The organism is Paenibacillus sp. FSL W8-0187 (genome assembly GCF_037969755.1).
GTDB lineage: Bacteria > Bacillota > Bacilli > Paenibacillales > Paenibacillaceae > Paenibacillus_AQ.
The window spans coordinates 4,703,701-4,727,196 of record NZ_CP150206.1; the positions used below are offsets into that span (position 1 = coordinate 4,703,701).

The window sequence follows — 23,496 nt, forward strand, 5'->3', positions numbered from 1 at the left end:
TGTGAAAACAGCAAAAGAAGCAGACCTTTATCGGCCTGCTTCTTTTTGTTGTTCCTTTATTTTTTCATAATATCCTTGATCTCGTCTTTAATGGATTCCGCCTGCGGTCCGAATACAACCTGAACCGCACCTTGACCCAGACGCATGACACCGGATGCGCCTAATTTTTTCAACTCCGAATCCTTAACAGCCTTATCGTCCTTAACTATGAGGCGCAGGCGTGTGATACAAGCATCGACGCTGACAATGTTATCTTCTCCGCCGATGTTTTGCAGAACCTTAGCTGCCTTGGAATTACTGGATGTTGCGCCGGACGAAGCAGGGGCATCTGTACCACTATCGTCAGAAACCGTATCCACGTCGTCATCCTCGCGTCCAGGCGTTTTCAAGTTCAGTTTGACAATGATAATTCTGAACAGCAGATAGTAAACGACACCGAAAGCCAGGCCAACTGGCAGGAGCAGCCAAGCATTGGTAGAAAGCTTCAGATTCACCAGGTAGTCGATCAGACCCGCCGAGAACGCGAAGCCCAAATGTACATCCAGGACATACATGATCAATCCGGAAAGACCTGTCAAAATCGCATGCACCACATACAATACCGGAGCAATGAACATAAACGCGAATTCAAGCGGTTCGGTGATCCCTGTCAGGAACGATGCCACTGCAGAACCGATAAAGATGGAGCCGACGAGCGCTCGTTTGGACGGCTTGGCGGTATGCATAAAGGCAAGCGCCGCAGCCGGCATCGCAAACATCATGATCGGGAAGAAACCTGACATGAACATACCGGCCGTCGGATCTCCTGCAAAGAAACGCGTCAGGTCGCCGTGAACGACTTCGCCTGCAGCATTCGTGTAATCGCCGATCTGGAACCATGCGATGGAGTTTAATACATGGTGCAGACCTAGCGGAATAAGCAAGCGGTTGGCTGTACCGAAAATGAACGATCCGATGCCTCCAAGACCGACAACCCAGTTGCCGAAAGCGGAAATAGCATCCTGGATCGGGCTCCAAATCATACCGAGCAGCACCGCGAGGACCATCGTGGAGGCTGCGGTGATAATCGGAACGAAGCGTTTACCCGCGAAGAAGCCCAACCAATCCGGCATTTTAATCTTATGAAATTTGTTATACAGATAGGAGGACCACAGACCGACAAAGAAACCTCCCAGAACTCCCATATTCAGCTTCACGTCATCCGGTATAAATGGCATTTGCAGAGGCACTTGCTCCAGTACTCTTGTTAACACCATGTACCCGATAAGGGCGGAAAGACCTGCAACGGCGTCCCCGGCAAATCCGATCGCAACACCGATTGCAAAGATAATCGGCAGATTATCCAGAATGGCAAGTGCACCGGAGGTCATGAACGGAGTTACATATTGATTCAGAAATGCTCCCAGAGCTCCCAAAGGTATATCTTTTTGATAGTCGATCAGTCCAAGCCCCTGCAAGATACCTGCCGCAGGCAAGGTAGCCACCGGCAGCATAAGGGACTTACCCAGCTTTTGCAATTTAGCCAGCATGTCAATCATCCTTTCAACTTCAATAATTTAGCTTTTTTCTGAAACCGTTTACATAATGCGTCGAATGAATAACCATTTATTCCCTTCCACTCAAGGAACAACAAGACTCAGAAAATCCTCCTCCTTGGTAGTACATGTATTCATCATTTTAAGGCGGCATGGATCCGGCTATCATGGGTACCAGGGGCCATAAGCAAACCTCTATCTATCAAGGTTCTCAGAGAGCGACCGTGTCTTAGAGGTAAGTTTTCTTGTGATATAGAATTCCGTCAGCCCCGCTGAACCGTGACCCTATACCAACAAAAAAAGCCAAGAAGAACGGTGACTATAAAAAATATAGTCCGTTTCTTCTTGGCTCATGCCCAAATTCATGGTAACACGCCTTAAAACGTATTCATTTATGCTGTTATCTTAATTCACGTTTTCCTGTTTTGTCAATGACCAATATTTCAATCAATCGCCTATAGAATTGAATTATTTCAATTCAATGGTCAGGACAGGATCCTGGCCGGACACGACATTACCGGTCTGACCGTCAACCTTGGAAGCCACCTCATCGGCATTGGTCACAATAACCGGGGTAATCGTCGGATAACCTGCGGCTTGGATTGCAGCCATGTCGAATTCGATGAGCGTCTGACCCGACTTCACCTGATCACCCGCTTGAACATGGCTTGTGAAACCTTCGCCTTTCAAGCCGACTGTATTAATCCCGATGTGGAATAAATATTGCAGACCGGTCGCCGGATCCTCCAGCATCACGGCATGTTTGGACTTGATGACATGCGCAACCGTCCCGTCAAATGGCGCAATTAATTTGCCCTCGGTAGGCTCGATGGCTATCCCTTTGCCCATATGACCAGCAGCAAATGCCTCATCCGGCACTTGCGATAAAGGCACAGCTGTACCTGACAATGGTGCTGTGAGTTGAATAGCAGTAGCTGTTTTTTTCTTTTTCCAACGATCAAACATGTTAAGATTCCTCCCTGGGTTGATTCTTTTGTTGTAGTCGCCCTGTAAAAAGCCGATATAGATGCATCGCTAGAAAGCAAACCTCCGCTTCAGGTACTTTCTTGCCGAGTTCTTTCTCCATCATGCCTGCAAGGCGCGTAGCCAGACCATATTCATTCGTGAACTTGGAGCGGATCTGGTCCGCAAATGGATTATCCACATGGATTTCTTGATTCAACATACGGTCTACCGAGAACCTCAAATGCATCAGAAGACGGACGTAATCCATGCTTCCCCGGTCAAAAGCGACCTGCCGTTCCTCTTCAATATACCTTACCAGGTTTCCCACCACATTCGATGCCTTGACCAGATGGCCTACGGGCACATGGCTGACGGCCGAATACACATGGTAGGTTAAGAAGCCGATCTCATCCTCCGGAACTTCGATATCGAAGGCCTGGCCGATCAATTCCGCTGCCTTGGCTGCGATATCATATTCTTTTGGGAAGCTGATCCGGGTTTCTTCAAGGAAAGGATTAATAATATCCATGCCTTTACGGATTCTGTATATCGTAAACTGGATATGGCTTGGAAGTGCTAGGTACACCTTGTCATTTAGTGTGCCCGGAAATTCCTGTCCAATGAGATTGAGTATCTGATCTGTAATCTCCATCACCAGTGGATCAAATTCTTCCAGCAGATGGTGAGCTTGACTCCACTGCTCCCGATCCTCCAGCCTGAAGAGTTTCTCAATCCGCTTGTCGTCCGAAGCGATCGTTCCGCCTGCTTTGGCGCCGAAGCCAATCCCTTTACCCAGGATGACGTATTCCGATTCTTTCTTACCGCCGGTAACCATAACGACATTGTTACCAATAACACGTACGACTGTAAACAACTCGATCCCGCTCATAAACTTCCCCCTTTCCTTTAAGTTTAATCAGAGAAACGGCGAAGGATTCATATCCGAAGAAATGCTCGTATCGATCCCCAAAACATTAAAAAAGCCAAGAAAAGACCCCATGTGAAAGCTGTCTCTTCTTGGCTCATGCCCTCTTAAGGTAACACGCCGTCTTATGTTCCTGCTATGAATCCATCATAAAACAATTGGCTCGCATTCGTCAACATACGACATTATGACAATATTCGAAGCTGCCGCCACAGGTAAATATACGATCGCTTCCTTAATTCCCAATCCATTTCTGAAGCGTATGGATCACTTCTTGGATATGAAGGGGTTTGTGCAGATATCCATTCGCGCCGTCTGCAAGAAACTGATCCGTATCCCTCATTGTGTTGGAGCTCATCACGATAATAGGAAGCTCCGCCCATTCCGGGTTCTCGCGAATCCGCTTCATCGTTTCGACTCCGTCCATTTCCGGCATGACCATATCCAGCAGCACCGCATCGATGGTTTGATGTTTGTATAACATCTCCAAGCATTCGAATCCGTTCTGGGCTGTATGCACGGTCATTTGGAGTTTCTCCAGCACATTGGTCAAACCGTACACATTCCGAATATCATCATCTACAATCAATACGGTTTTGTGCTCCAAGCGGCTAGATACTTCCATGTCGAACGCCTCCATTCGGAGATCACTCCAACTGGCGTTGCTCGAAGTGGCAGCCGCTTCAGGCAGCATAAACAGACTTTCGCTGGTCCCATATTCCGTAACAAGCGGTAAATATAAAACAAACGTGCTCCCGATTCCTTCCTCGCTCTCCACGGTAATATACCCACCAAGCAATTTCGCCAAATGCAGCGATATGGATAAGCCGAGACCTGTCCCCCCAAACTTTCTGGCCGTAGCCTCTTCGCCTTGCTGGAACGCTTCGAAGATCGGTTGAAGATGCTCTGCTGCAATCCCGATACCGGTATCTTCAACGAAAAAAGCAATGACGTCGCCACTGATCACAAAATCCGAGGTCACAATCGAATTCATCTTCTTCACCCGTAGTTTAACACTGCCGCTCTCCGTAAACTTAATTGCATTCGAGAGCAGATTACGCAGAATTTGATGGAGCCGCATCCCATCACTGTACATCAGGTCAGGCAAGTCGTCGGCCATCTCAATATCAAATTCCAGATCTTTGGATTCTGCGCTTTTGGAGAAATAACCTTCCATCAGTTCTGGCAGCTCCGTCAAATTTACCAAGTCCATTTCGATTTGCATCTTTCCTGCCTCGACCTTGGACAGATCCAGAATATCATTGATTAAATTAAGCAATTCACTGCCTGAATTATGGATGACAGAAGCGTAATGCTGTTCTTCCTCCGTCAGGTTCCCCTGCTTGTTCTCAGCCAAAATCTGGGAAAGAATTAACATGCTGTTCAGTGGAGTCCGCAGCTCATGGGACATATTGGCCAGAAATTGAGACTTGTACTTCGAACTCTTCTCCAGCTCTTTCGCGTATTTTTCCAATTCGCTGGCTGCGATTAATGCGGCCTCCTTCTGAGCCCCCAATCGCTCGTTCAGCATATGCATTTCCACAGAATGGGTTTGCAGCTCCTCGGTCTGCGCCTGTAGTTCTTCGGTTTGACTCTGAAGCTCCTCATTCAGCGTTTGGGATTCATGATACAATTGCTGGATTTCCATTTTACTCTGGATCGAGTTCAATGTTACCCCAAGCTGAAAATTCAGTTGTTCGATCAGCTGAACTTCAAGGTCATCGAAAGGCTTGAACTTGGCCAATTCAATGACACCAAGAACTTGTCCTTCAAACATAACGGGCGCTAGCATCAGCGTGGTTGGCTCAGCATCACCCAGCCCCGATTCAATCCGAACATAGTTAGGTGGAATATCGTCCAGAATAATCATTCGCTGCTCCAGCATACATTGTCCCACCAAACCTTCGCCTGGCAGGAAACGATCTCTGACCTTGTTCCAAGGCTCACCATCCGGATCGGCAAAAGCAGCTGCCTTTACCAGTTCCGATCCACCCCGGTTAATAAAAACGGCACCGTACGGCAGTTTCATGATCAAAGCCAGCTTATGAATGAAAAACTGTACGGCCGTTTCCACACGATCTGACGATTGAAGAAGCGTCGACATAACCGAAATGTGATCCTTAGCCCAGTTCTGTCTGCCGACCTGTGCAAGGAGTTCGTTGGTTGTGTCCGCCAACTGGCGGACCTCATCATTGGATCGCACATGAATCCGTTGGGAGAGGTTACCACCTCTGACAATATCGGAGATGATATGAGTTACCTGCGTGATCGGCTTTACAATGCTCTTCGATATCACCCAAGCTCCACATATGGTAATCAGCGCTGCCCCAGCCCAAAGGAGATACATCGTATACAATAAATGGGTGTTGCTTTCTTTCATCTCTTCAATCCTGCTGGTTGTCAGCTCGCGTTCCTTGCTTCTAAACGAGAGGAACAGCTCATGAATGGAGTTCATGGCTTGCTGGCCGGGATCATTAATAAAGAAATGAAGGGCCTCCTCATCCTGCCCTAGCTGCTTCAATTGAACGGCAGGCTGACCGGCGTTGGTAATCCACTCCTTGATATTCTCCTTAATATTCTCCAGATGATTGGCTTGCTCCGAATTATCGCTAACAAGCTTATACAGCTTGTTATAGTTAATCTGCCAAGACGACAGCGCTTGGTTGAAAGGTTCCAGGTAGGTATCATCCCCCGTTATCACAAAACCCCTCTGACCCGTTTCCATTTCAAGTAAATTCTTCTCGATTTCGTGCGTGAGATTATGTACTTCGATATCATGCTTCTCTATAAAATCCGCCTCTTCCTGCAGAGAAGAGATGCGGTCTGATACAATCCAGAGAAAAGCTCCAAGACATAATAATATCATTAAATATCCAACTACAATCTTGCTGCGGATGTTGAATTTCAGGTTGTTAGACAAATGGCTAACCTCCCTTGTCATCTATCAGTCTAAGTCTGCTCCTATTCTCATAGTAATTGTTATGAAAATGGTTTACAAGCAAAACCAGTTTTGATGACATCAATGATTCTTTAGTCGTAGGCAGTCAGATTTATAAACGTATGAGCATATATTATAGAGGAACACGCTTGTACAACATAATAGGATCTCAATCTCAAAAAGGAGGAGTAACTCGTATGATAACCTTTAAAGCGCTTGCGGGGATCCTGCATTGACGAGGCATGTTTATCATTCCAGGCAACAGGCTGAGCGTAGAACCGGCCTCGGAGTTGCGAATGTGTCGTCACTGGAGCTGCCCCTTCTGCAAGGTATGATGATGTCAGAAATTCACCTTAAACGAGGTAAGGGCCTCTCTCCCCATAGCCACCCGGACACGGACGAATTGTGCTATGTCATTCAGGGAGAAATCAGCTATTCCCTGATTGATCCGGATACTCATCAGAAACTCGTATATCAGATCGTACCCGGTCAGGTGGTACACGCCCCTATTGATTGGTGTCACTGGATAACAGCGCTAACCCCTGGAACGATCTTGCTATTGGTCTATAACACTGAGCGTCCACACCAAATGGACATTGCACAGGTCTGGGCTTATACGCTCATGGGAGCAGAAGCGTTGCCATGTGATGATACGAACAAGAAACCTCTCTCGGAGGCGCTCATTACACCCGTCCCGCTAAATAAAAAGATGGAGAGTGACGCCTCGGATAAGCCTCTGCCTGCGCCACCCTTACTCATAACCGGGCACCCAAACAACAAAACCACACGCAGCCGGTGATCGGCCAAGTGTGGTTATTGTTATTGGGACGCTTCTTATGTAATAATTTCGCTCGCAACGATATTGCATCAATCAATATAAAATCTTTGTTCAGGGCGAATCTGCTTCTTAAGGGTATGCAAGTCGGCCTCCAGCTTCGCCACCGTCTCTTCAATCTCTTCCGGGTTCAGTGCCGGGCGTTCTGCCTCTGGCTTAACGCCAGCCCTGAGATCGCGAATGGTGATTTGCTGCTCCTGCCATTTATCCATAAGATCGGAGATGGTGGCATAAAACCGCTCATAATCTTGAATCACTTCGTCCAGAAAGGAATCCACTTCCTCCTGATCATAACCCCGTAGTTTATTCGAAAAATTCTTTTCATGGATAGACAAAGCGTCCAGTTGAATGCCTAGTTGCTTAAATAGCTTTTTCTGTTTATCCAATCGGCGTTTCATGTGTTCATCCATAATGATTTACCTCCAAATATTGGCGCAGCCCTACTTTTTTAGCCTTCTCTCTCTATCTTTGTTTATATCACATTAAGCACTGGGATTAAAACACTCCAGGGCTTTTTTGGAGAATGTTCCAAAAACGATGGGCTGCCATTCCCACAATTCATGTGATTGTTACCAATCCATTTCGGGTATTGATTTTACATAAGAAGCTTTATTGTGTACTTAGCGAAAGAGAGGAGCGACTTATCTATGACAACGATGACAAAACAACAATACAGTGAACTTAAACGACGGTTGCTCAGTGATAAAGAACGATTGGAAGAGCAATTGGAGTCCCGCGATGAAACCAATAGGGATCATTCCCTTCGGGACTCTACGGGAGAACTGAGCTCAGCCGATAATCATCCCGCAGACATAGGGACCGAGGTTTTCGAACGCGGACGGGACCTGGCCATTCAGGAAACGCTTGATCATGAATTGGAGCAGATTATGTCTGCCTTGCAGCGAATGGACCAGGGCGAATATGGGACCTGTGCCGAGTGCGGCCTAGAAATTCCATACGAGCGGCTTGAAGCTTTGCCTTATACGGCCTATTGTCTCGAACATACGCCGCGGAAAGATATCAACGACAACCGGCCGGTTGAAGAGGATGTCATGACCCCGCCCCCTTCCGGAGCTGGCGTCAACCGCCAAGCGGCCGACGGTAAATTTGATGACGCCGGCGCGTGGGACGCCGTGGAAGATTACGGAACGTCCACCTCTCCCGGCATGTCCATTAAACCTGGACAAGACGATTATAAGAAGAAGGTATGAACCGATCCAGTTAAATAGAAGGGAAAGCTGGTACCTGTACGTAAGGTACCAGCTTGTTTTCCGTGATCAAGTTTCTTTATGAGTCCGAACATTCGAAGCAAAAAACTCATATTCGTCGTAACCTTCACCGCGTTTCTTTTTATAGGGGGTCAACATTTTATCCAGTTCAACAAAAAATTCACGCGCTTCTTCCTCGCTCATATACAAGGTTGTATTGGTCAACATGGACGTCGTTTCGCCCTCTTGACTCATATTTTTGAAGAAACGGTCTCTATTCTGGTCAAACAACTCCGATAATAGTTTGTTCGTCTCGGTTCGAATTAATTCCTTGATCACCGGCTCCTCGGAATTTGCTCCGCGTTTGATCTTTACCGTCCCGACAAAAGGTTCATAATACTTAGCAATGATGCCGTTGATCTCTTTCGTGGAAACGATCTTGACCATTCCGATTCGCTCCAGCTTCTTCATATGATAATGAACTTTAGCAGGCACATCCCCGATATTGTCCGCGACTTCCTTTACTGTTGCCGGACGGTCCATCTTATTCAATACATTCAAAATCTGGAGCCGATATGGATCTGAATATATTTTGATCTCTTCCAGTGTAGTCAGTTCCTTCGTTTCCACACCGTACACCTCAGCTTCATGTTATTTTTCACTTCTTTTCATTATAGGCCGAGAGTATCGAAATTACAAAATGCGAAGGATTTAAATGGCACGGAAACTCTTCTTCCGAATGAGAAATATGACGGGCAGTATCATGACAATTCCCATGATCGAATACAGAATGGGAGGAGAGTAATACTCCGCTACAACTCCGGTAATCAAGCTTCCCACAGGAATGGCAGCCGTGCACGCCACCGCCATAAGGGCACCTATTCTGCCGAGCATATGCCGAGGCGTTACTTCCATCAGATATGTCGAGATAGGGGCACTAAGTAAAGAGACGGCAAATCCGGCAACAAACATGCAGACCGCCGCAGACTCCACGCGCCATGCCGGCAGATGCCCTGGAATCCCTAACGCAAAATAACCGATTCCGAGCATGATAGACCCTGACATGATCAACGTGCTCTTTTTGAAGCTCTTCCCATAACGTCCAATCCATAACCCGCTGCAAATCATACCGATCAGGAGGCCCGTTCCTAAAACGCTCAGACCTCCGGGTCCTGCACCCAAGGTCTCTTTGACGTAGACCGGCTGCAGTACGTTCAGGGGGGCCAAACAGAAATTATTGATCATGGCAAGCACGGTTGTTATAAGGAGCAGCGTATGCTGCTTCACAAAAAGAAGAGCCTCTTTAATATCGCCGAACACCGTTTTATTCATCTCTGTCTCTGGCCGTGCGGAGGTTTCCTTGGCTTCAGCCTGTTCGGCTGCCTCCGGATTCGGCATAAAAGCGATAATAGCTGCTGCAATTAGAAACGTTATAGCATCAATCAAGATCGTCCCCGAAATTCCGATCAGAGCAATAAGGGCACCGGCGATGGATAAACCGATTAATTCAGCGCTCCGACTTACGGAAGTTGAGAAAGAATTGCCTGCCAGCAGTTTATCCTTGGGAAGCAGCCGGGGGACTATGGAGGTCTCGGCGGGTCTGGAGAAGCACTCCAGAGTTGAATTTAGAAACGTGAACAGGAACAAATGCCAGACTTCAAGAGAACCTACAGCGTACAGAAAGGCCGTTAGCGAAACCACAATACCGCGACTGAGATAGGTTAGTGCCAGGACGAGTTTCTTCGGCCAGCGATCGACATAGGTGCCGGTAAACAAACTGAAAAGCAACCCGGGCAGAAAATTAAAGGCGAACAATGTACCCATTAACAGTTCGGAACCTGTGAGCATATAGACCATCCAGCTGTAAGCGATGGAATCCAGGGAATCTCCGAATCGGGTAATAGCCTGGGCAGATAAATAAATCAAGTACGGGCGAATTTTCAAGAGCTGACCAAAGCCTTGCTTTTCCAGAACAGCGGCATTTTGCATGGTTTCTTTCTCCTCTTCGTTAAATGGATAATTACATTAAACTTTTTCAGTCCATTAAAATAATATTTACGTTAAAATTATTTTATCGTTAAGTTTATTTTAATGATTTTGAAGAGGAATGCAATAGGTAAAAAAAATAAATCGCCATCACGGCGATTTATTGAGTCTAACGATTATTTTGACAGTGTTGCTTCTTTATTTAATAACCACTCGCGATGAGGATCTGGCTGCTTGAAGACACGCTTCAATGGCTCTGATATTGCTGATGGCATCTTCCGGACCATAAGGGAGCGGCGTTCCGTCCATCACGGCCGCTGCCATCGCATCCGCTTGCAATGCAAAGTGGTTGTAAATCCCTACCTTCTCCTCACGGGATCCCTTGGCCGTATGAACGCAGATCTGGGCCATGTCCTCCATGCGCTCCCATCCAAAGGCAGAAGGAAGCTCAATCCTGCCCTCCGTTCCTGCGATCTCTAAAGAGCATCTGGAATATGTCCACATCCCGCACTCAAATGTAAGTCCCAGTCCATCGTCAAATTCCACCATCCCGTGGACCATCATGTCCACACCGTCATGCTCCTCAGAGAAAAAAGCATGGGCCGTTACAGCCTTTGGTTCCTGACCATAAATCATGCGCGCCGCTGAGATGGGATAGCATCCCACGTCATAGATTGAACCTCCGCCCATATCCTTGCTGTAACGAACATTGCTTTTATCCTCCGCATTGTTGAAGGTAAACGATCCGTGAATTCCGCGCAGTTGGCCGATTTCGCCGCTTTCGATGATTTCGCGAACACGCGCGTGTTTCGGATGATATCGGTACATAAAGGCTTCCGCGAACAGCACGTTGTGTGCTTTAGCAGCCTCAGCCATCTCACGGACATCCGCTTCGGTCAGGGCTGCCGGTTTCTCGCATAAGATGTGCTTGCCGGCCTGCGCCGCTTTGATGGTCCAAGGTTTATGAAGGTGATTCGGTAAAGGAATATATACCGCATCAATGTCGGGGTCTTCCAGGAGCTCGTCATAAGATCCGTAGTATTTCCCGATATGATATCGATCCGCGAGCTCACTTGCTTTGTCTGCATTGCGGCTAGCGACCGCCCCGACTTCACAGCGTTCCGATTTCAATATGCCTGGTATCATTGAATTTCTTGCGATCCGAGCAGTGCTCATAATTCCAAAGCGCAATTTCTTGCTCACGAGGTCATTCCTCCTTTGGCTGCATTCCGTTCAGATGTTTTTTTAAAAATTATCGTTGACCGCTTTATGAAGAATCCCCAAACACCGATCCAAATCTGTTTTAACCTGTTTTTTGTAGAGTTTAGCTTTCTCGGCACCGTCATCAGTAAAATGATAAAGAACGATTTCTTGAAAATCGACCCGCGGATCATTCCCTTTCAGCTGCTTGGTACGGTATAATACACCTTCTTGCACCAACTCATGCAGAGCCCGGTAAATTTCGCTTTGCGGCGGTGAATATCCATGGCTCTTGAATTCTTGCCGCAGTTCTTCCAGCATCTGATATCCATATCCGCGCTGCTGCTCCACCATGGTAATGAGATATACTTTGATAAAAGCACGCTGGGCGATCATAAATGCCATCTGGACGCCTCCTCCTTCACGAGCTACTTGTCCCATAATATACCTAATTATAACCCACAGTTTCCCAGTTTGCACAATAGGAAGCATCCCCCTCTTTTTAAACCAAGAAGGCATAGATTGAAACGTGGTTGGGTCTTGGATGAAGAAGAATGATGCAAGAGCGTCAGTGTTTATACTATTGTGAATTTTTCATATAATGAAATTATATAGTGCGTGGTTTTTCATCTGCTGTTTTTTGGGTGGTTGGTGGATCAAGGATTGGTTTCATGAAAAAACCCACCCTCGGAGGGTGGGTTTAATTCTTCACATCCCGGTGGATGTGCCGGTGTTTGGACGCGATTTGCCGTATGGGCGAACCCCGCGATTTCTTCTTGCTCCGGCGATTCCGACAAGCCACTTCCCGAACGGCAGCTTGGCTAGCAGGCGAGTGGCACCATAAGCCACGCCCACGCTGATGATCCATGAAGAGAGTATACGAACCAGAGGGTGCATGCTGATCAGCATAGATTCGTCGACTGCATAGCTCATACGTAGTGTCAATAGATGGATCAGGTAAGCACCATACGAATAGAGCCCAATGGAGGTCAGAAGCGCATTCGCTCCCGCTCCGGCATGACGACATATCCAACCAGCCACATCGTACATGACCAATATAGAGCTAATCAGAAAAAGTGCCATCATCGGGCGAAGCAGCGATAAGGAATAGAATGTGATCGCGCCATTCGCGGCGGAACGGATTTCATTAACGGCCTGGATGAGCATCCATCCGAACAAAAATGCGAAGGCGAGCCATATCGCCGGCCGTGCCTTTTGCAGCCATTTTTTCCAAGCGTCATGGTATAATCCGGCCGCCACCCCCAGCGCAAAATAGAAGAAATAATAGAGTGCATTTCGATCTGCGTAGGTTGTGAACAGCTCACTCCATACCGGGATATTCAGGCTTCCCATCCATTGGCCAATATCATTGATAATTCCTGTTAAACCCACGTACAATAACCCGGATACAATCAATATCGTAAGCTGCGTCTGCCAGCCCCATCGCTTCTTTATTCCTAATATAGCGGAGCGGAACAGCGGGTACAGCAAATAGAACTGAAACAGCATAATGATGTACCAAAAATGCGAGCTCGATTTCCCGGTTAACCATACTTCGCCAAGATACTTCCAATCCTCAATTACAGTGGGATTAAACTTATGATTGATCAATAAAGTAATCAAGGTCCATACCGCAAACGGAACGTAGATATCACCAAAACGCCTCTTGATGAACTTTCCGTAATACAGTTGACCTTTATCGTTATAAAACAGCACCATGCCAGTAATAAAAATAAAGACGGGCACAGCAAATTTCGTCACCATCAGAAGAACTGCCATCATCAAACCATCGCCTGTCGTCATTCCCGGCGCGACAGAATAGTGCGCGATGGAGTGCTGTAAGACTACAGCCAGGAAAGCAATTCCCCGCAAGCGCTCAATTTCCGGTATTCTTTCTTTGGGCATACTGCTCCCCCTTCGTCTGACTTCGTGTGAACACTCCTCATTGTAAGGGACACTGCCCTGAATCGGGTAATCCAATTATTTACTGATCCTGAGGTTAAGGACCCTCGAAGAAGGTCCCCTTGTTATTTACTTCTGCAACTCAGCCAGTTGGACTTCTAGATGAACAAGTTTAGCTTTGGCGTACTCCAGGCTTTTCTTTGCTTCATCAATCTCTATCTTGACTGTCGTGAGGAGTATGCCTGAATTTGTTCGCATGTGATAATCCGTCATGAGTTTATGTATTATAAAAAGGTTTTCAGATATCAAAAAGAAATACGTCTGTCGATGAACCTTCATAGAAGACAGACCGCGATTGATATCAATATAAAACCCGGTTCCAATGAGAACCGGGTTTGTTTCCTTACAGCAGCGTAGTGCCTCGCGGCGGAAGCATATCGTCCCGATCCAGATCAACCGCACCGGCACGACCCTCGTTTCTATAATCATAATCGCGGAATATATCGTAGACGCCTGTATTTTCTTGATCAGCGTCAACCAGTACCAGAATCCGTCCTTGCTCTATATAGGACTCGTACTCTTTCGCCTCATCTTCCGGGATGCCAAGGCCGATAAAACCACCGACCAGCCCCCCGGCTCCCGCACCCACTGCTGCGCCGGTAAGCGTCGCTGCAATAGGTCCTGCGGCAAGAATCGGACCGATGCCGGGAATAGCCAAAGCCCCAAGTCCTGCCAGCAAACCTGCCGTACCCCCAAGTATGCCGCCTGTTGCTGCGCCTGCAGCTACTCCTTCTGGCGCCATCGTTCCCGTCTGTTCAGCAATCATGTCTGCTTCGCGTTTATCCTTCGCTATAATCGAAATGGCATCATTCGGAATCCCATGCTGCTGAAGCTGCTCGATGGCTTGAGCCGCTTCCTGTTCCGAACGGAATACTCCAACAATTTTCTTCTCCATGATAAACCCTCCTCATCGGTGGTCGTTCATATTTAACATTACCCGACGGAAGGTGAAATTAAACGTGACGCTGCTCTGTTAAGCCTTGGGCCGGATCCGATGGGTTGCAGTCGCCTCCATGGGATCATCAGGCCAATAATGTTTAGGATATCTTCCCTTTAAGTCTTTTTTCACATCGAAATAGCCGCTGCGCCAGAAACTGGATAAATCCGAGGTTACCTGAACGGGCCTTTGTGCAGGTGACAACAAATGCAAGGTCAACGCAACCCGTCCATTGGCAATTCGCGGAGTATCCTGAAGTCCGAATATTTCCTGCAGGCGAACAGCCAGGAACGGTTGTTCAGGGTCACTGTAGTTAATTGGGATTAAGGACCCGCTCGGTACCCTGATATGAGTTGGCGCTTCCTTCTGAAGCTGCTGCTTTTGCTCCCAGCTAAGCATATGCTCCAAGAGCGTTCCCGGAGCAAGACGTCTCATATCATTTCGATTCCGCAGCCCGTCCAAATAAGGGAGCAGCCACTCCTCCGCCTGATTCATCAGGCCTTCGTCCGAAACATCAGGCCAATTCCCCTCGGGATCATGTCGGAACATAAAAGCCAGCCGCTCTCTCAGCTGCAATGCTGCCTTGCTCCACTGTAACAATCCAAGGCCCTCTTGCCTGATCCCTTGCAGCAAGGCTAGCGCTATTTCCTCTCCAGTTGGATTCGAATAGGATTGCTCCTTGATCACGATCGCTCCAAGCATCTGCTTTTGTCTCGCCCTGATGCTGCCGGTAGCAGCATCCCATACGACCTCTTTATACTGTTCCATCTCGCCATGATAATACTTATCGAGCCATAATTCATCCATTTCAGAGGCAAGCTGAATATTGCCGTCCGCGCCTTGATCATCAACTGCAGCGACCACAATATACGGGGCACGGCTCATAGGCTGTACCGACACCAATTTCACACCTCTGCCGCTTCGCATAAGGAACCCGGTTCCTCCCCTGTTCTTTGCGATCCGATCCGGGTAGGCGAATGACAGCAATAGTCCACAGAGGTTCAGATCCCCGCTTACTGTATATGTGATATTTAGCTGTGTATGCAGTTTCCTAATCTCTTGTTTCATCCGCTGCAGTACGGCTTCATTGGACATATCTTGTTCGGCGAACCGCTGCCCACCTTGTTCATACGCGAGAAGCCGCTCCACGCGCGAACGCATATCCTGATCCCTTAAGGCTTCACCTCTGCTCATGATATCACGCTCCTGAAGCAGTACAGCCATTCGGATGGCCAGCGATGCCTCGCCTAGTTCTTGTGCCTTCAGCAGCATGTGGGCCAGCCTTGGATGAAGCCCGAGAAGCGCCATCTCACGGCCATGCTGTGTAATACTGCCCGAATCATCCAAAGCCGACAGCTGCTTCAATAACGTTTGCCCTTGCGTAAGAGCTGGTCGAGGCGGCACATCAAGCCAGGCAAGCTGCTCCGGGTCGCGCGTCCCCCATACTGCCAATTCCAAGGCCAGCGGCGTCAGATCGGATTCACGGATCGCCGGAATGGTGCTTTCCGGCAGATGGCGATGCTCTTCCTCACTCCATAAGCGATAACATACACCAGCAGATACACGTCCAGCCCTTCCCCTCCTCTGATCCGCGGATGCCCGGGATAACCGTCTCGTAATCAATTGCGGCAGTCCCGTTCTCGGCGAGAACACCTCCGTCCGCATATAACCGCTGTCAATAACGGTCATGATCCCCTCAATGGTAATACTGCTCTCGGCAATGCTTGTGGAGAGTACGATTTTACGCCTGCCATTCGAATCGCGTCTAATCGCTTCATCCTGCTTATCTATGGGAAGCGCGCTGTATAACTCTCGAATGACGACATCTTCCCTTAAACCCATTCTTAATAATTCGTTAGCGGTCCTCCTGATTTCGCGGGCGCCCGGCAAAAATACTAGAATATCGCCTTCCTGTTCGGAGAGTGACCGCATGATGGCACTCGCAACACCTTTATGTAACTCTTCGAGAGAGAATGAGCGCAAATAGTGAGTAGACACTGGAAAAGCACGCCCTTCACTAACGATGATTGGTGCATCGCCAAGAAGCTTCGCTACTGGTGCGGCCTCAAGGGTGGCAGACATGACGAGCAGCCTTAAGTCTTCCCGCAGCACCGACTGGGATTCCATCGCAAAAGCCAGGCCGGTATCGCCCTGCAAATTTCGTTCATGAAATTCGTCGAATATAATCATACCAATGCCGGTTAATTCCGGATCATCCTGCAGCATGCGCGTCATGATGCCTTCCGTCACAACTTCGATCCGCGTATTCTGCCCGATCTTGCTGTCCATTCGGACGCGATATCCGATCGTCTCACCAACTGCCTCTCCTAAAGAGGATGCCATGTAACTCGCGGCCGAGCGGGCTGCGATCCTTCTGGGCTCCAACATGATGATCCGCTTGCCTTCCAGCCAGGGTTCATTCAGGAATGCTAAGGGCACCTGGGTCGTCTTGCCTGCACCCGGTTCAGCGATCAAAACCGCATGGGTCCCAGTAGATAAAGCCATTTTCAATTGTGGAAGTATTCGGTGAATCGGTAATTCAGTCATGGATACATCTCCGTTATCCTAATAAATATCAATATAATCCCTTAATTATATAAAACACCCGATGTTCGTCAAGGGGAGCTCCTTGTTCGCCACGGCTGGAAAGTATCGATATAATTGCGCTACAATATGAATATCATTCCCAAGTGAACATCAAGATTCATGGAGTCAAGAAGGTGAACTGTATGGAGCAGCATGCCACATTTCGCGGTCGCTTTGCCCCTACGCCATCAGGCAAAATGCACATCGGCAATGCATTGACCGCTTTACTTGGATGGCTGCAAATAAGGAGTATGAACGGCCAATATATACTCCGAATAGAAGATATCGATGTCCAGCGTTCCCGACAGGAGCTTGCCGTCGAGATTATGAGAGATCTGGAATGGCTCGGTTTGGATTGGGATGAAGGTCCTGGTATGGCCGGTGCCTATGGACCTTATCATCAGGCGGCACGCCAAGCGCTGTACGAGCGGGAAATCAGCAAGCTGAAGGAATCGAATAAACTATACCCCTGCTATTGCAGTCGGGCCGATATCACGGCTGCAGCCAGCGCACCGCACGGCATTGCATCGGAAGGCCTCCGCTACCCGGGAACTTGCAGAGATTTAACTCGGGAGGAAGCGGTGCTTAGAGAGCTTCATAAGAAACCTTCGCTGCGGATGAAGGTACCGCAGACGATCGTTTCCTTTGTTGATGGCATCGCCGGAGAGCAGTCCTATCGGCTATCCGATGGAGGAGACTTTGTGGTTCGCAGGGCAGACGATATTATCTCATATCAACTAGCGGTAGTCGTGGATGATGCCTTAATGGGCATAACCCATGTACTCCGAGGAGCCGATCTACTGGACTCCACCCCACGTCAGCTTCTGTTATACCAAGCATTAGGCTACCACCCGCCACAGTTTGCGCACACCCCGCTGATGGTGGATGCGGAAGGCAGAAGGCTCGCTAAGAGAACCCGCGGACTTAGCCTCTCATTTCTTCGCGGCCAGGGCCTGATGCCCGAACGCATCATCGGCTGGCTGGCTTGGACCGCCGGCCTTCTGGATCATTTGGAATCCGTTCGCCCTGAGGATCTAATTCCTGTTTTTGACTTATCGAAAGTATCCTCTGCCCCGATAAAAATGACGGATCATGTCAAAAATCAGCTGTTTGAATCCTAAGTACAGCTCACCGAAATAAGGGATTCATTGAGCATTATTCAAATTACGTTCCTTCACATCCCGACAAACAATCAGCGCCAGCACTATCATTCTCGAAAAGAGAAGAAAGGCTGGCGCTGTTCTGTTATTCCTCATGGGTTAATCGTTCCCTGACCTTGGACTCATACTGTGTAAACGCGCTATTACCGCTAAGGCCCCGCTGTTCCATCAGCAATTGCAGTCTTAGATGCTTTTCATTCAGCTTGCGTTGAAGCTGCTCCTGCTCACCCTCGTTTTGGGCTGCACCGAGTAGGTCATACAGTTGAACGCATTCCTTGCGAAGTGTAACTTCTTCAGGAACATAACCCGCATTTTTCATGATGCGGTAGGACATTCTCAGATCTTCCGGAATGTGCGAAAGATCGTCGATCGGAAGTTTCTTCCCGGCAAAAGGCAAATGATCGAGCTCCCCGTTACGGATCGCTTCTTCAATCTTCTGCTCAGCCAATCTGGAAAAGATGCTCATTATTATCCAGCCTCCTCCTTTTCCCTTCGTCCTCCTCATCATATAGCAGCGCAGTTTATATTCCAAGTTCTAAATGCAGGGAACCTTTGGGGGTTCAACTGATCTCATTTACAACAGCGATTCGGCTCCATCTATGAATATTTGAGCCCCTGTAATATGTCTCGACTGATCGGAAGCGAGAAACGCCACCAAATCCGCGACCTCTTCAGGCGTACCCGGACCGTCAGACAGCGGCTGGCTCCCCTCCGGATATTCCACCGGAATCACGATCTCCTCCAGATCGCCCTGCTTCTTCGTGCTTTGATCAATGTTGGTAGAAATTGCGCCGGGGCAGATTACATTAACCCTGATCTTGAATTTTGCCAGCTCCAGCGCAGCCATCTTCGCAAAAGCCACCTGTCCCGCTTTGGTTGTGCTGTAAGCGCTCATCCCAAAGTTGGAGAAGGTTCGGGTACCATTGACGGAGCTGGTAATGATAATGCTGCCCTGTCCCCGTTTCTTGAGGTGCGGAATCGCATATTTGACCGTCAGAAACGTACCGTTCAAATTCACGTTCAGCGTCTTGGTCCATTCCTCCAGCTTCATTTCATCAATTGGCGTCATCACGCCATTAATCCCTGCATTGGCAAATACGATATCCACACCGCCAAAAATCTCCACCGTTTCGAGGACCGCCTTCTCCACCCGGTCAGGATCTGTGGTATCCACGTCAAAAGCTCTGGCTGAACCCTCCCGAATCGAGTTGATCTCCGATTCCGCTTTATTCGTTCGGTCATCCAAGAGATCAAATAAGGCAACGTTTGCGCCTTCCTTCGCCAGGTGAATGGCCGCTGCTTTTCCGATGCCTGATCCGGCTCCGGTAATGATCGCTGTTCTCCCATGAAAACGTCCGTGTCCTTCATTCATTATCAACACGCTCCTTTTAATCGTCATCCGTTATGCATTCATCTGTCACAAGATTACCCAAAAGGAGTTGTTTTATAATCATGATTTCTAATTTTTTGCACAAAAAAGCCGGACCCTAGGGTCCGACTCAGCGTTTATCATACCATACTTCTTGGGAACCTACCATACAATCTCCAGAAACGAAGCATCATCTTCCAGACCGTCCGTATGGCGAGCATTCATTAATACTTGCACCTGCTCGTCGGGAATCGGCTCCTTCATCGGGTCCAGATCGTTGAGCCCATCGCTGTATAGCTGAAGCCGATATTCGGTCTCCGGGTCTAATTTGCACGAGAACACATGAGGACTGCCTCCGATCGGTCCACTTCGGGAAGACCAGCGTTCCGACGTTCGGAAACGATCTCCGAATACCGAGGTGATCTCGTCTTCCTTGCGCCACAAGCGTACCCTGGAATCACCCTGCCATGCGAGCCACAGCCTTCCTTTGCGACGAAAACCCGAAGAGAGCTCTATGCGTCCGCAAATATACATGGCTTCGCTTCCCTTGCGCTGCTTCTCCTCCAGTACTTCACGAAGCAGCTTTGGCGTTTCGGAACTCAGCGAATGCGTCCGCATTTCCCGATCGGCTTCATGGGTAAGTTCCTTCAGTTTGCGTTCAAGCGATGCGCTCGTGAGTTCCTCCACCGTTTCCAGCCAGTTCATTAACCCCTGACCCAGCAGACGTGAAGCCACATCGCCTCGATAACTCAATCCGACACCATCACACAGTACAAAATGGCACACATCTTCATTCATCTTTAACGCAATGAAATCCTGACCCATCTCGGAGAGCATGACAGATTCTGCCGCTCTGCCATACGCATAACGACATGTGAACAAATCTTTAATCTTCGTAATCGGTTCTTCCACGGTCTGCTTGCTCTCGTAATAAAACGACGCTGCTTGAGCCTTCTGCTTACGAATTCCCAACGATTCCATGCTTCTCGTGTATGATCGCTTCATCCTTGTGACCTCTTACCTTACCGGCGTGGCAGCTGACATCTGAAACCCGATGGACACCAGCTCAGAGCAAGTGCCTGGAAGCATCATCAAGGCTCCCGGGCTCAGTTGATAATCCGCCTCTAGCAGCATTTCTCGATAGCTTTCGGGAAGAACGGAAGACATCATTTTAAGTTTGCGCGCATGTTCATCCTCAAGCGATGTATCAGCCAAAATCCCCTTCCATCGACGCGGTTCGGATATCGGCTGGCTCATCAGATGATCGGAAATGAAAATATTCTCCACGAGCACGTTGCCGTCCGGAACGCTCATGTTCATGATGCGGCGAGCAATTGGTTCCGGATCCTCTCCCGTGGCTACACCGTCCGTCATATGACACACAAGCGGTGCAGGGCAATCCTGCATATTCGGAATCTCCGATTGCAGAATTTTCTCGGCTTGAAGGAACGCTTTCGCCGAATCGGAGAACCGTTTAGGCGTTAAGTCCGGAAGCGATCCGATCGCCGCAATTTCGTCAATGCCCTTGATCCCGTTTAACAAATCATAGACATCATCGCTGTAAGCAAGAATGGCGATCCGGTACCTCGGCGTCAGCCGATTCCCTTTGGTGGAGCGAAACACCATTTGCCGAATGGCCAAGGATAATGCTTCGTATACGACGTCGATCCGCCTGCGGTCCTCCATCAGCATATTCATAGACGCGCTGATATCAATCAGATATATAATGAGCGCTGGCGTGCGCTGTGATGCTTGAATGGTATAGTTCATCGTGAATTAACATTCACCCCTGCATTTTCGTCATGTTTACTTCTTTATAGTTTTGGTATCCAGTGGCTGTCGTTACTTATGAATTCCTGCAGATTATTAAGGCGGCTGCTCATTTTACCAACCGTCTTATAATAGGCTTTATCGTTGTTATACAGCTCTATGAACTCACGCGCGGCATTCTTAGCGCGGTCTTTATTGCCAGCTACCTGGGCATTATACGCCTTATTATATAGGGCAACCAGTTCTACTACGTTTTGTGAACGCTGCTTCTGAAGCATTGCGGCTTGGGCCTCTTGGGCAGCCCTGGCTTTCGCCTGACGCTCTGCCTCCGCCTTGGCAGCCGCTGCTTCCTGGGCCGCCTTTTTCTTCTTCTCTTCCATTTGGGCTAAGTACGCTTCATACTTGACTTGATTATCATATTTCTCTTGCAATACTTGCTTCTTTTTCTTCTCTTCTAGCGATGCCAGGTAAGCTTCATACTTCGCCTGCTTCTCATACTTTGCCTGAAGCTCGGTTTTCTCCTGTTCCTTCAGCGCCTGCTCAGCTTCTTTAGCCTTCTTGGCCTCTTCTGCCTTCAAGCGCTCCTCTTCCGCTTTCTTAGATTCTGCTTCTTTCTGAGCCGCCTCTTCCTGCTGCTTCCGCGCTTCTTCCTCTTGCTTGCGGGCAGCTGCTTCTTTCTCCTGCGCTTGCTGCTCGGCTAATCGCTGGGCATCCAACTGACGACTCTCTGCCTTCTCCGCCAAAATCTGGTTCACCGTAATCGCAGAACCTGCCAATATGACGATAGCCGCAGCGGCCGAGAGCATGAATTTACGGGATAACAATAGTGCTTTAATGCCTTTGCTGGATGATTCTTCAGCCGGACGAAGCTGCTCCTCGAGCCCCTGTATAGCAGCGGCAAGCTCCACTTCAAGCGGACTATCCTTTTTTACAAAATGATACGCGGAGCGGAATATTTCCAACGCACCGGAAAGATTGCCCGCATCCTCCAGATCACGCGCCTGATGAAACAAACGTCCAACCACACTGTCGTTGACCTCTCGGGTGCCTGGCTCAATTCCAAGCGATGCCATAATCTCAGCCGGCACCTCTTGGGAAGTATCAGAACGGGGTTCATCCGAATGGTCGTCATGGGCAGTTGCAGCGGCTGCAGCGGCTGATACTTCCTCCACCACTTCTTCCTCACTTAATGAGGATAATGCAATCAGCCACTCACCAAAGGTAGGACAGCTGCTCAAATCCTGACTGTCCCAGGTTCTGCCGAACAGATCCGAAATCCGTGTACCCCAACGCTGACCCAGCGACTTTTTCAGTGAAAAATAACGCTCGCACGGAGTCTGCATTTCATGCTGGTCAAAATAACTTTCGCCCCATGCCCGATTAACGATAGCCGGATCGCTCCATCCCAGCATTTCCGCAATGATAACAGCGCCCGCGAAACGGTCGGCATACGCACTCCATAACCCGCTATGTACCGTTCGATGAGCCGCATATCCAGGAGAGCCAGCAAGCAAAACATCAGGTCGATCCATTTTGGGGCTGTACATCTGCTCCACATCGACAAGCTCAACGGCGGCAGCGCCTTCCGGCAGCTTCACTTCCGAAAAAAACGGAAGCATGACATTGGGCGCAGACAGGTCACAGTGTGCTAATCCGCGCTGCTCCATGCTTGAACCGATGGCTGCCAATGCCTTGGCAAGCATCAGACTTTCAGAACGTCCCAGATTACGCTGATCGCTTATTACGTCAAACCAAGTACATCCATGAATCCATGGCATGATGACCGCGTAGAGCAAATCCGGATATTCCGCTATCAAATCTCCGTTTCTTTCGGGAGTGAGCACCTCTCGACTACTTACCTGCAAACCCGGTATCTCGCGATAATTCCCCATATGCTCGGATTGGTACACCATAGCCGGAATTCTGAACTTAGGAAAAAACACCTTTAGTGCTTTGGCTTCATGCAGCTCCCCATCCACAGGAAGCAGCTGATAGACGATTCCCTGCCGCCCAGCTTGGGCGTAGGCTACGCCTGGCGCTGCGGGATGCTGCCCTACTGTATAAGCCGTTCCATTTACAACAATCCCATCGCCCGGGTTTGGCTGAAATGTCATGAACG

At 48.7% G+C, this 23,496-nt stretch carries 20 protein-coding genes; 3 read left to right on the forward strand and 17 right to left on the reverse strand.

Going from position 1 to position 23,496, the window contains the following annotated elements; genetic code table 11:
• Window positions 1–56 precede the first annotated feature (56 nt).
• From nagE to MKY48_RS21065, 4 genes are all read right to left on the reverse strand, one after another.
• Window positions 57–1,529, reverse strand: a complete 1,473-nt coding sequence (gene nagE, locus MKY48_RS21050; RefSeq protein WP_339290751.1) for an N-acetylglucosamine-specific PTS transporter subunit IIBC — start codon at window positions 1,527–1,529, stop codon at window positions 57–59.
• Window positions 1,530–2,003: 474 nt separating this feature from the next.
• The gene (locus MKY48_RS21055; RefSeq protein WP_339290752.1) at window positions 2,004–2,501 is read right to left on the reverse strand and encodes a PTS glucose transporter subunit IIA; all 498 of its coding nucleotides are present in this window, start codon (window positions 2,499–2,501) and stop codon (window positions 2,004–2,006) included.
• 1 nt (window position 2,502) lies between these two features.
• Window positions 2,503–3,390 carry a transcription antiterminator gene (locus MKY48_RS21060; RefSeq protein WP_098746824.1) on the reverse strand — a complete coding sequence of 296 codons (888 nt, stop codon included), beginning with the start codon at window positions 3,388–3,390 and terminating at the stop codon, window positions 2,503–2,505.
• 271 nt (window positions 3,391–3,661) lie between these two features.
• Complete coding sequence (locus tag MKY48_RS21065; RefSeq protein WP_339290755.1) at window positions 3,662–6,346, reverse strand: CHASE3 domain-containing protein; 2,685 nt, start codon at window positions 6,344–6,346, stop codon at window positions 3,662–3,664.
• A gap of 250 nt (window positions 6,347–6,596) precedes the next feature.
• On the opposite strand from MKY48_RS21065, the gene MKY48_RS21070 reads away from it, so the two are divergent.
• Window positions 6,597–7,163 carry a cupin domain-containing protein gene (locus MKY48_RS21070; RefSeq protein WP_339290757.1) on the forward strand — a complete coding sequence of 189 codons (567 nt, stop codon included), beginning with the start codon at window positions 6,597–6,599 and terminating at the stop codon, window positions 7,161–7,163.
• 68 nt (window positions 7,164–7,231) lie between these two features.
• Here MKY48_RS21070 and MKY48_RS21075 read toward each other — a convergent pair whose 3' ends face one another.
• Window positions 7,232–7,609, reverse strand: coding sequence for a DivIVA domain-containing protein (locus tag MKY48_RS21075; protein ID WP_098746829.1), 378 nt, complete (start codon window positions 7,607–7,609; stop codon window positions 7,232–7,234).
• Window positions 7,610–7,846: 237 nt separating this feature from the next.
• On the opposite strand from MKY48_RS21075, the gene MKY48_RS21080 reads away from it, so the two are divergent.
• The gene (locus tag MKY48_RS21080) at window positions 7,847–8,410 is read left to right on the forward strand and encodes a TraR/DksA C4-type zinc finger protein (RefSeq protein WP_339290758.1); all 564 of its coding nucleotides are present in this window, start codon (window positions 7,847–7,849) and stop codon (window positions 8,408–8,410) included.
• Between the two features lie 66 nt (window positions 8,411–8,476).
• Here MKY48_RS21080 and MKY48_RS21085 read toward each other — a convergent pair whose 3' ends face one another.
• The 7 genes from MKY48_RS21085 to hrpB all read right to left on the reverse strand — a co-directional run bounded on the left by MKY48_RS21085 (window position 8,477) and on the right by hrpB (window position 17,039).
• The gene (locus MKY48_RS21085; protein WP_076322102.1) at window positions 8,477–9,037 is read right to left on the reverse strand and encodes a helix-turn-helix domain-containing protein; all 561 of its coding nucleotides are present in this window, start codon (window positions 9,035–9,037) and stop codon (window positions 8,477–8,479) included.
• An 81-nt stretch (window positions 9,038–9,118) separates the two neighbouring features.
• Window positions 9,119–10,396, reverse strand: coding sequence for an MFS transporter (locus MKY48_RS21090; RefSeq protein ID WP_339290759.1), 1,278 nt, complete (start codon window positions 10,394–10,396; stop codon window positions 9,119–9,121).
• Window positions 10,397–10,591: 195 nt separating this feature from the next.
• Window positions 10,592–11,596 carry a Gfo/Idh/MocA family oxidoreductase gene (locus tag MKY48_RS21095; protein ID WP_339290761.1) on the reverse strand — a complete coding sequence of 335 codons (1,005 nt, stop codon included), beginning with the start codon at window positions 11,594–11,596 and terminating at the stop codon, window positions 10,592–10,594.
• Window positions 11,597–11,638: 42 nt separating this feature from the next.
• The gene (locus MKY48_RS21100; protein WP_071220214.1) at window positions 11,639–11,998 is read right to left on the reverse strand and encodes a helix-turn-helix transcriptional regulator; all 360 of its coding nucleotides are present in this window, start codon (window positions 11,996–11,998) and stop codon (window positions 11,639–11,641) included.
• 303 nt (window positions 11,999–12,301) lie between these two features.
• A complete protein-coding gene (locus MKY48_RS21105; RefSeq protein ID WP_339290762.1) occupies window positions 12,302–13,498 on the reverse strand; it encodes an acyltransferase in 1,197 nt (398 codons plus the stop codon).
• Between the two features lie 400 nt (window positions 13,499–13,898).
• Complete coding sequence (locus MKY48_RS21110) at window positions 13,899–14,450, reverse strand: general stress protein (RefSeq protein WP_339290763.1); 552 nt, start codon at window positions 14,448–14,450, stop codon at window positions 13,899–13,901.
• 78 nt (window positions 14,451–14,528) lie between these two features.
• Window positions 14,529–17,039, reverse strand: a complete 2,511-nt coding sequence (gene hrpB / locus MKY48_RS21115) for an ATP-dependent helicase HrpB (RefSeq protein WP_339290764.1) — start codon at window positions 17,037–17,039, stop codon at window positions 14,529–14,531.
• 182 nt (window positions 17,040–17,221) lie between these two features.
• Here hrpB and gluQRS point away from each other — a divergent pair, with 182 nt between their 5' ends.
• Window positions 17,222–18,199 carry a tRNA glutamyl-Q(34) synthetase GluQRS gene (gene gluQRS, locus MKY48_RS21120; protein WP_339290766.1) on the forward strand — a complete coding sequence of 326 codons (978 nt, stop codon included), beginning with the start codon at window positions 17,222–17,224 and terminating at the stop codon, window positions 18,197–18,199.
• A gap of 124 nt (window positions 18,200–18,323) precedes the next feature.
• Here the strand turns inward: gluQRS and MKY48_RS21125 are convergent, their stop codons facing one another.
• From MKY48_RS21125 to MKY48_RS21145, 5 genes are all read right to left on the reverse strand, one after another.
• A complete protein-coding gene (locus MKY48_RS21125; protein ID WP_076322109.1) occupies window positions 18,324–18,704 on the reverse strand; it encodes a DnaJ family domain-containing protein in 381 nt (126 codons plus the stop codon).
• A 108-nt stretch (window positions 18,705–18,812) separates the two neighbouring features.
• Entirely contained in the window at window positions 18,813–19,610 is a 798-nt protein-coding gene (locus tag MKY48_RS21130) for an SDR family NAD(P)-dependent oxidoreductase (RefSeq protein ID WP_076322110.1), read from the reverse strand.
• Between the two features lie 159 nt (window positions 19,611–19,769).
• Window positions 19,770–20,612: a hypothetical protein gene (locus MKY48_RS21135; RefSeq protein WP_339290769.1), complete on the reverse strand. Its 843-nt coding sequence runs from the start codon at window positions 20,610–20,612 to the stop codon at window positions 19,770–19,772.
• Window positions 20,613–20,624: 12 nt separating this feature from the next.
• Window positions 20,625–21,377 (reverse strand): vWA domain-containing protein, encoded by a 753-nt coding sequence (locus tag MKY48_RS21140; protein WP_076322112.1) that lies wholly within the window; start codon window positions 21,375–21,377, stop codon window positions 20,625–20,627.
• A 44-nt stretch (window positions 21,378–21,421) separates the two neighbouring features.
• Window positions 21,422–23,491, reverse strand: coding sequence for a hypothetical protein (locus tag MKY48_RS21145; protein WP_339290771.1), 2,070 nt, complete (start codon window positions 23,489–23,491; stop codon window positions 21,422–21,424).
• Between the last annotated feature and the right edge of the window lie 5 nt (window positions 23,492–23,496).

Coding starts and splice junctions, on each gene's coding strand:
- nagE (WP_339290751.1), bottom strand. CDS start 1,529: ATGCTGGCTAAATTGCAAAAGCTGGGTAAGTCCCTTATGCTGCCGGTG.
- MKY48_RS21055 (WP_339290752.1), bottom strand. CDS start 2,501: ATGTTTGATCGTTGGAAAAAGAAAAAAACAGCTACTGCTATTCAACTC.
- MKY48_RS21060 (WP_098746824.1), bottom strand. CDS start 3,390: ATGAGCGGGATCGAGTTGTTTACAGTCGTACGTGTTATTGGTAACAAT.
- MKY48_RS21075 (WP_098746829.1), bottom strand. CDS start 7,609: ATGGATGAACACATGAAACGCCGATTGGATAAACAGAAAAAGCTATTT.
- MKY48_RS21080 (WP_339290758.1), top strand. CDS start 7,847: ATGACAACGATGACAAAACAACAATACAGTGAACTTAAACGACGGTTG.
- MKY48_RS21090 (WP_339290759.1), bottom strand. CDS start 10,396: ATGCAAAATGCCGCTGTTCTGGAAAAGCAAGGCTTTGGTCAGCTCTTG.
- MKY48_RS21100 (WP_071220214.1), bottom strand. CDS start 11,998: ATGGCATTTATGATCGCCCAGCGTGCTTTTATCAAAGTATATCTCATT.
- MKY48_RS21105 (WP_339290762.1), bottom strand. CDS start 13,498: ATGCCCAAAGAAAGAATACCGGAAATTGAGCGCTTGCGGGGAATTGCT.
- MKY48_RS21110 (WP_339290763.1), bottom strand. CDS start 14,450: ATGGAGAAGAAAATTGTTGGAGTATTCCGTTCGGAACAGGAAGCGGCT.
- hrpB (WP_339290764.1), bottom strand. CDS start 17,039: ATGACTGAATTACCGATTCACCGAATACTTCCACAATTGAAAATGGCT.
- gluQRS (WP_339290766.1), top strand. CDS start 17,222: ATGGAGCAGCATGCCACATTTCGCGGTCGCTTTGCCCCTACGCCATCA.
- MKY48_RS21125 (WP_076322109.1), bottom strand. CDS start 18,704: ATGAGCATCTTTTCCAGATTGGCTGAGCAGAAGATTGAAGAAGCGATC.
- MKY48_RS21130 (WP_076322110.1), bottom strand. CDS start 19,610: ATGAATGAAGGACACGGACGTTTTCATGGGAGAACAGCGATCATTACC.
- MKY48_RS21135 (WP_339290769.1), bottom strand. CDS start 20,612: ATGAAGCGATCATACACGAGAAGCATGGAATCGTTGGGAATTCGTAAG.
- MKY48_RS21140 (WP_076322112.1), bottom strand. CDS start 21,377: ATGAACTATACCATTCAAGCATCACAGCGCACGCCAGCGCTCATTATA.
- MKY48_RS21145 (WP_339290771.1), bottom strand. CDS start 23,491: ATGACATTTCAGCCAAACCCGGGCGATGGGATTGTTGTAAATGGAACG.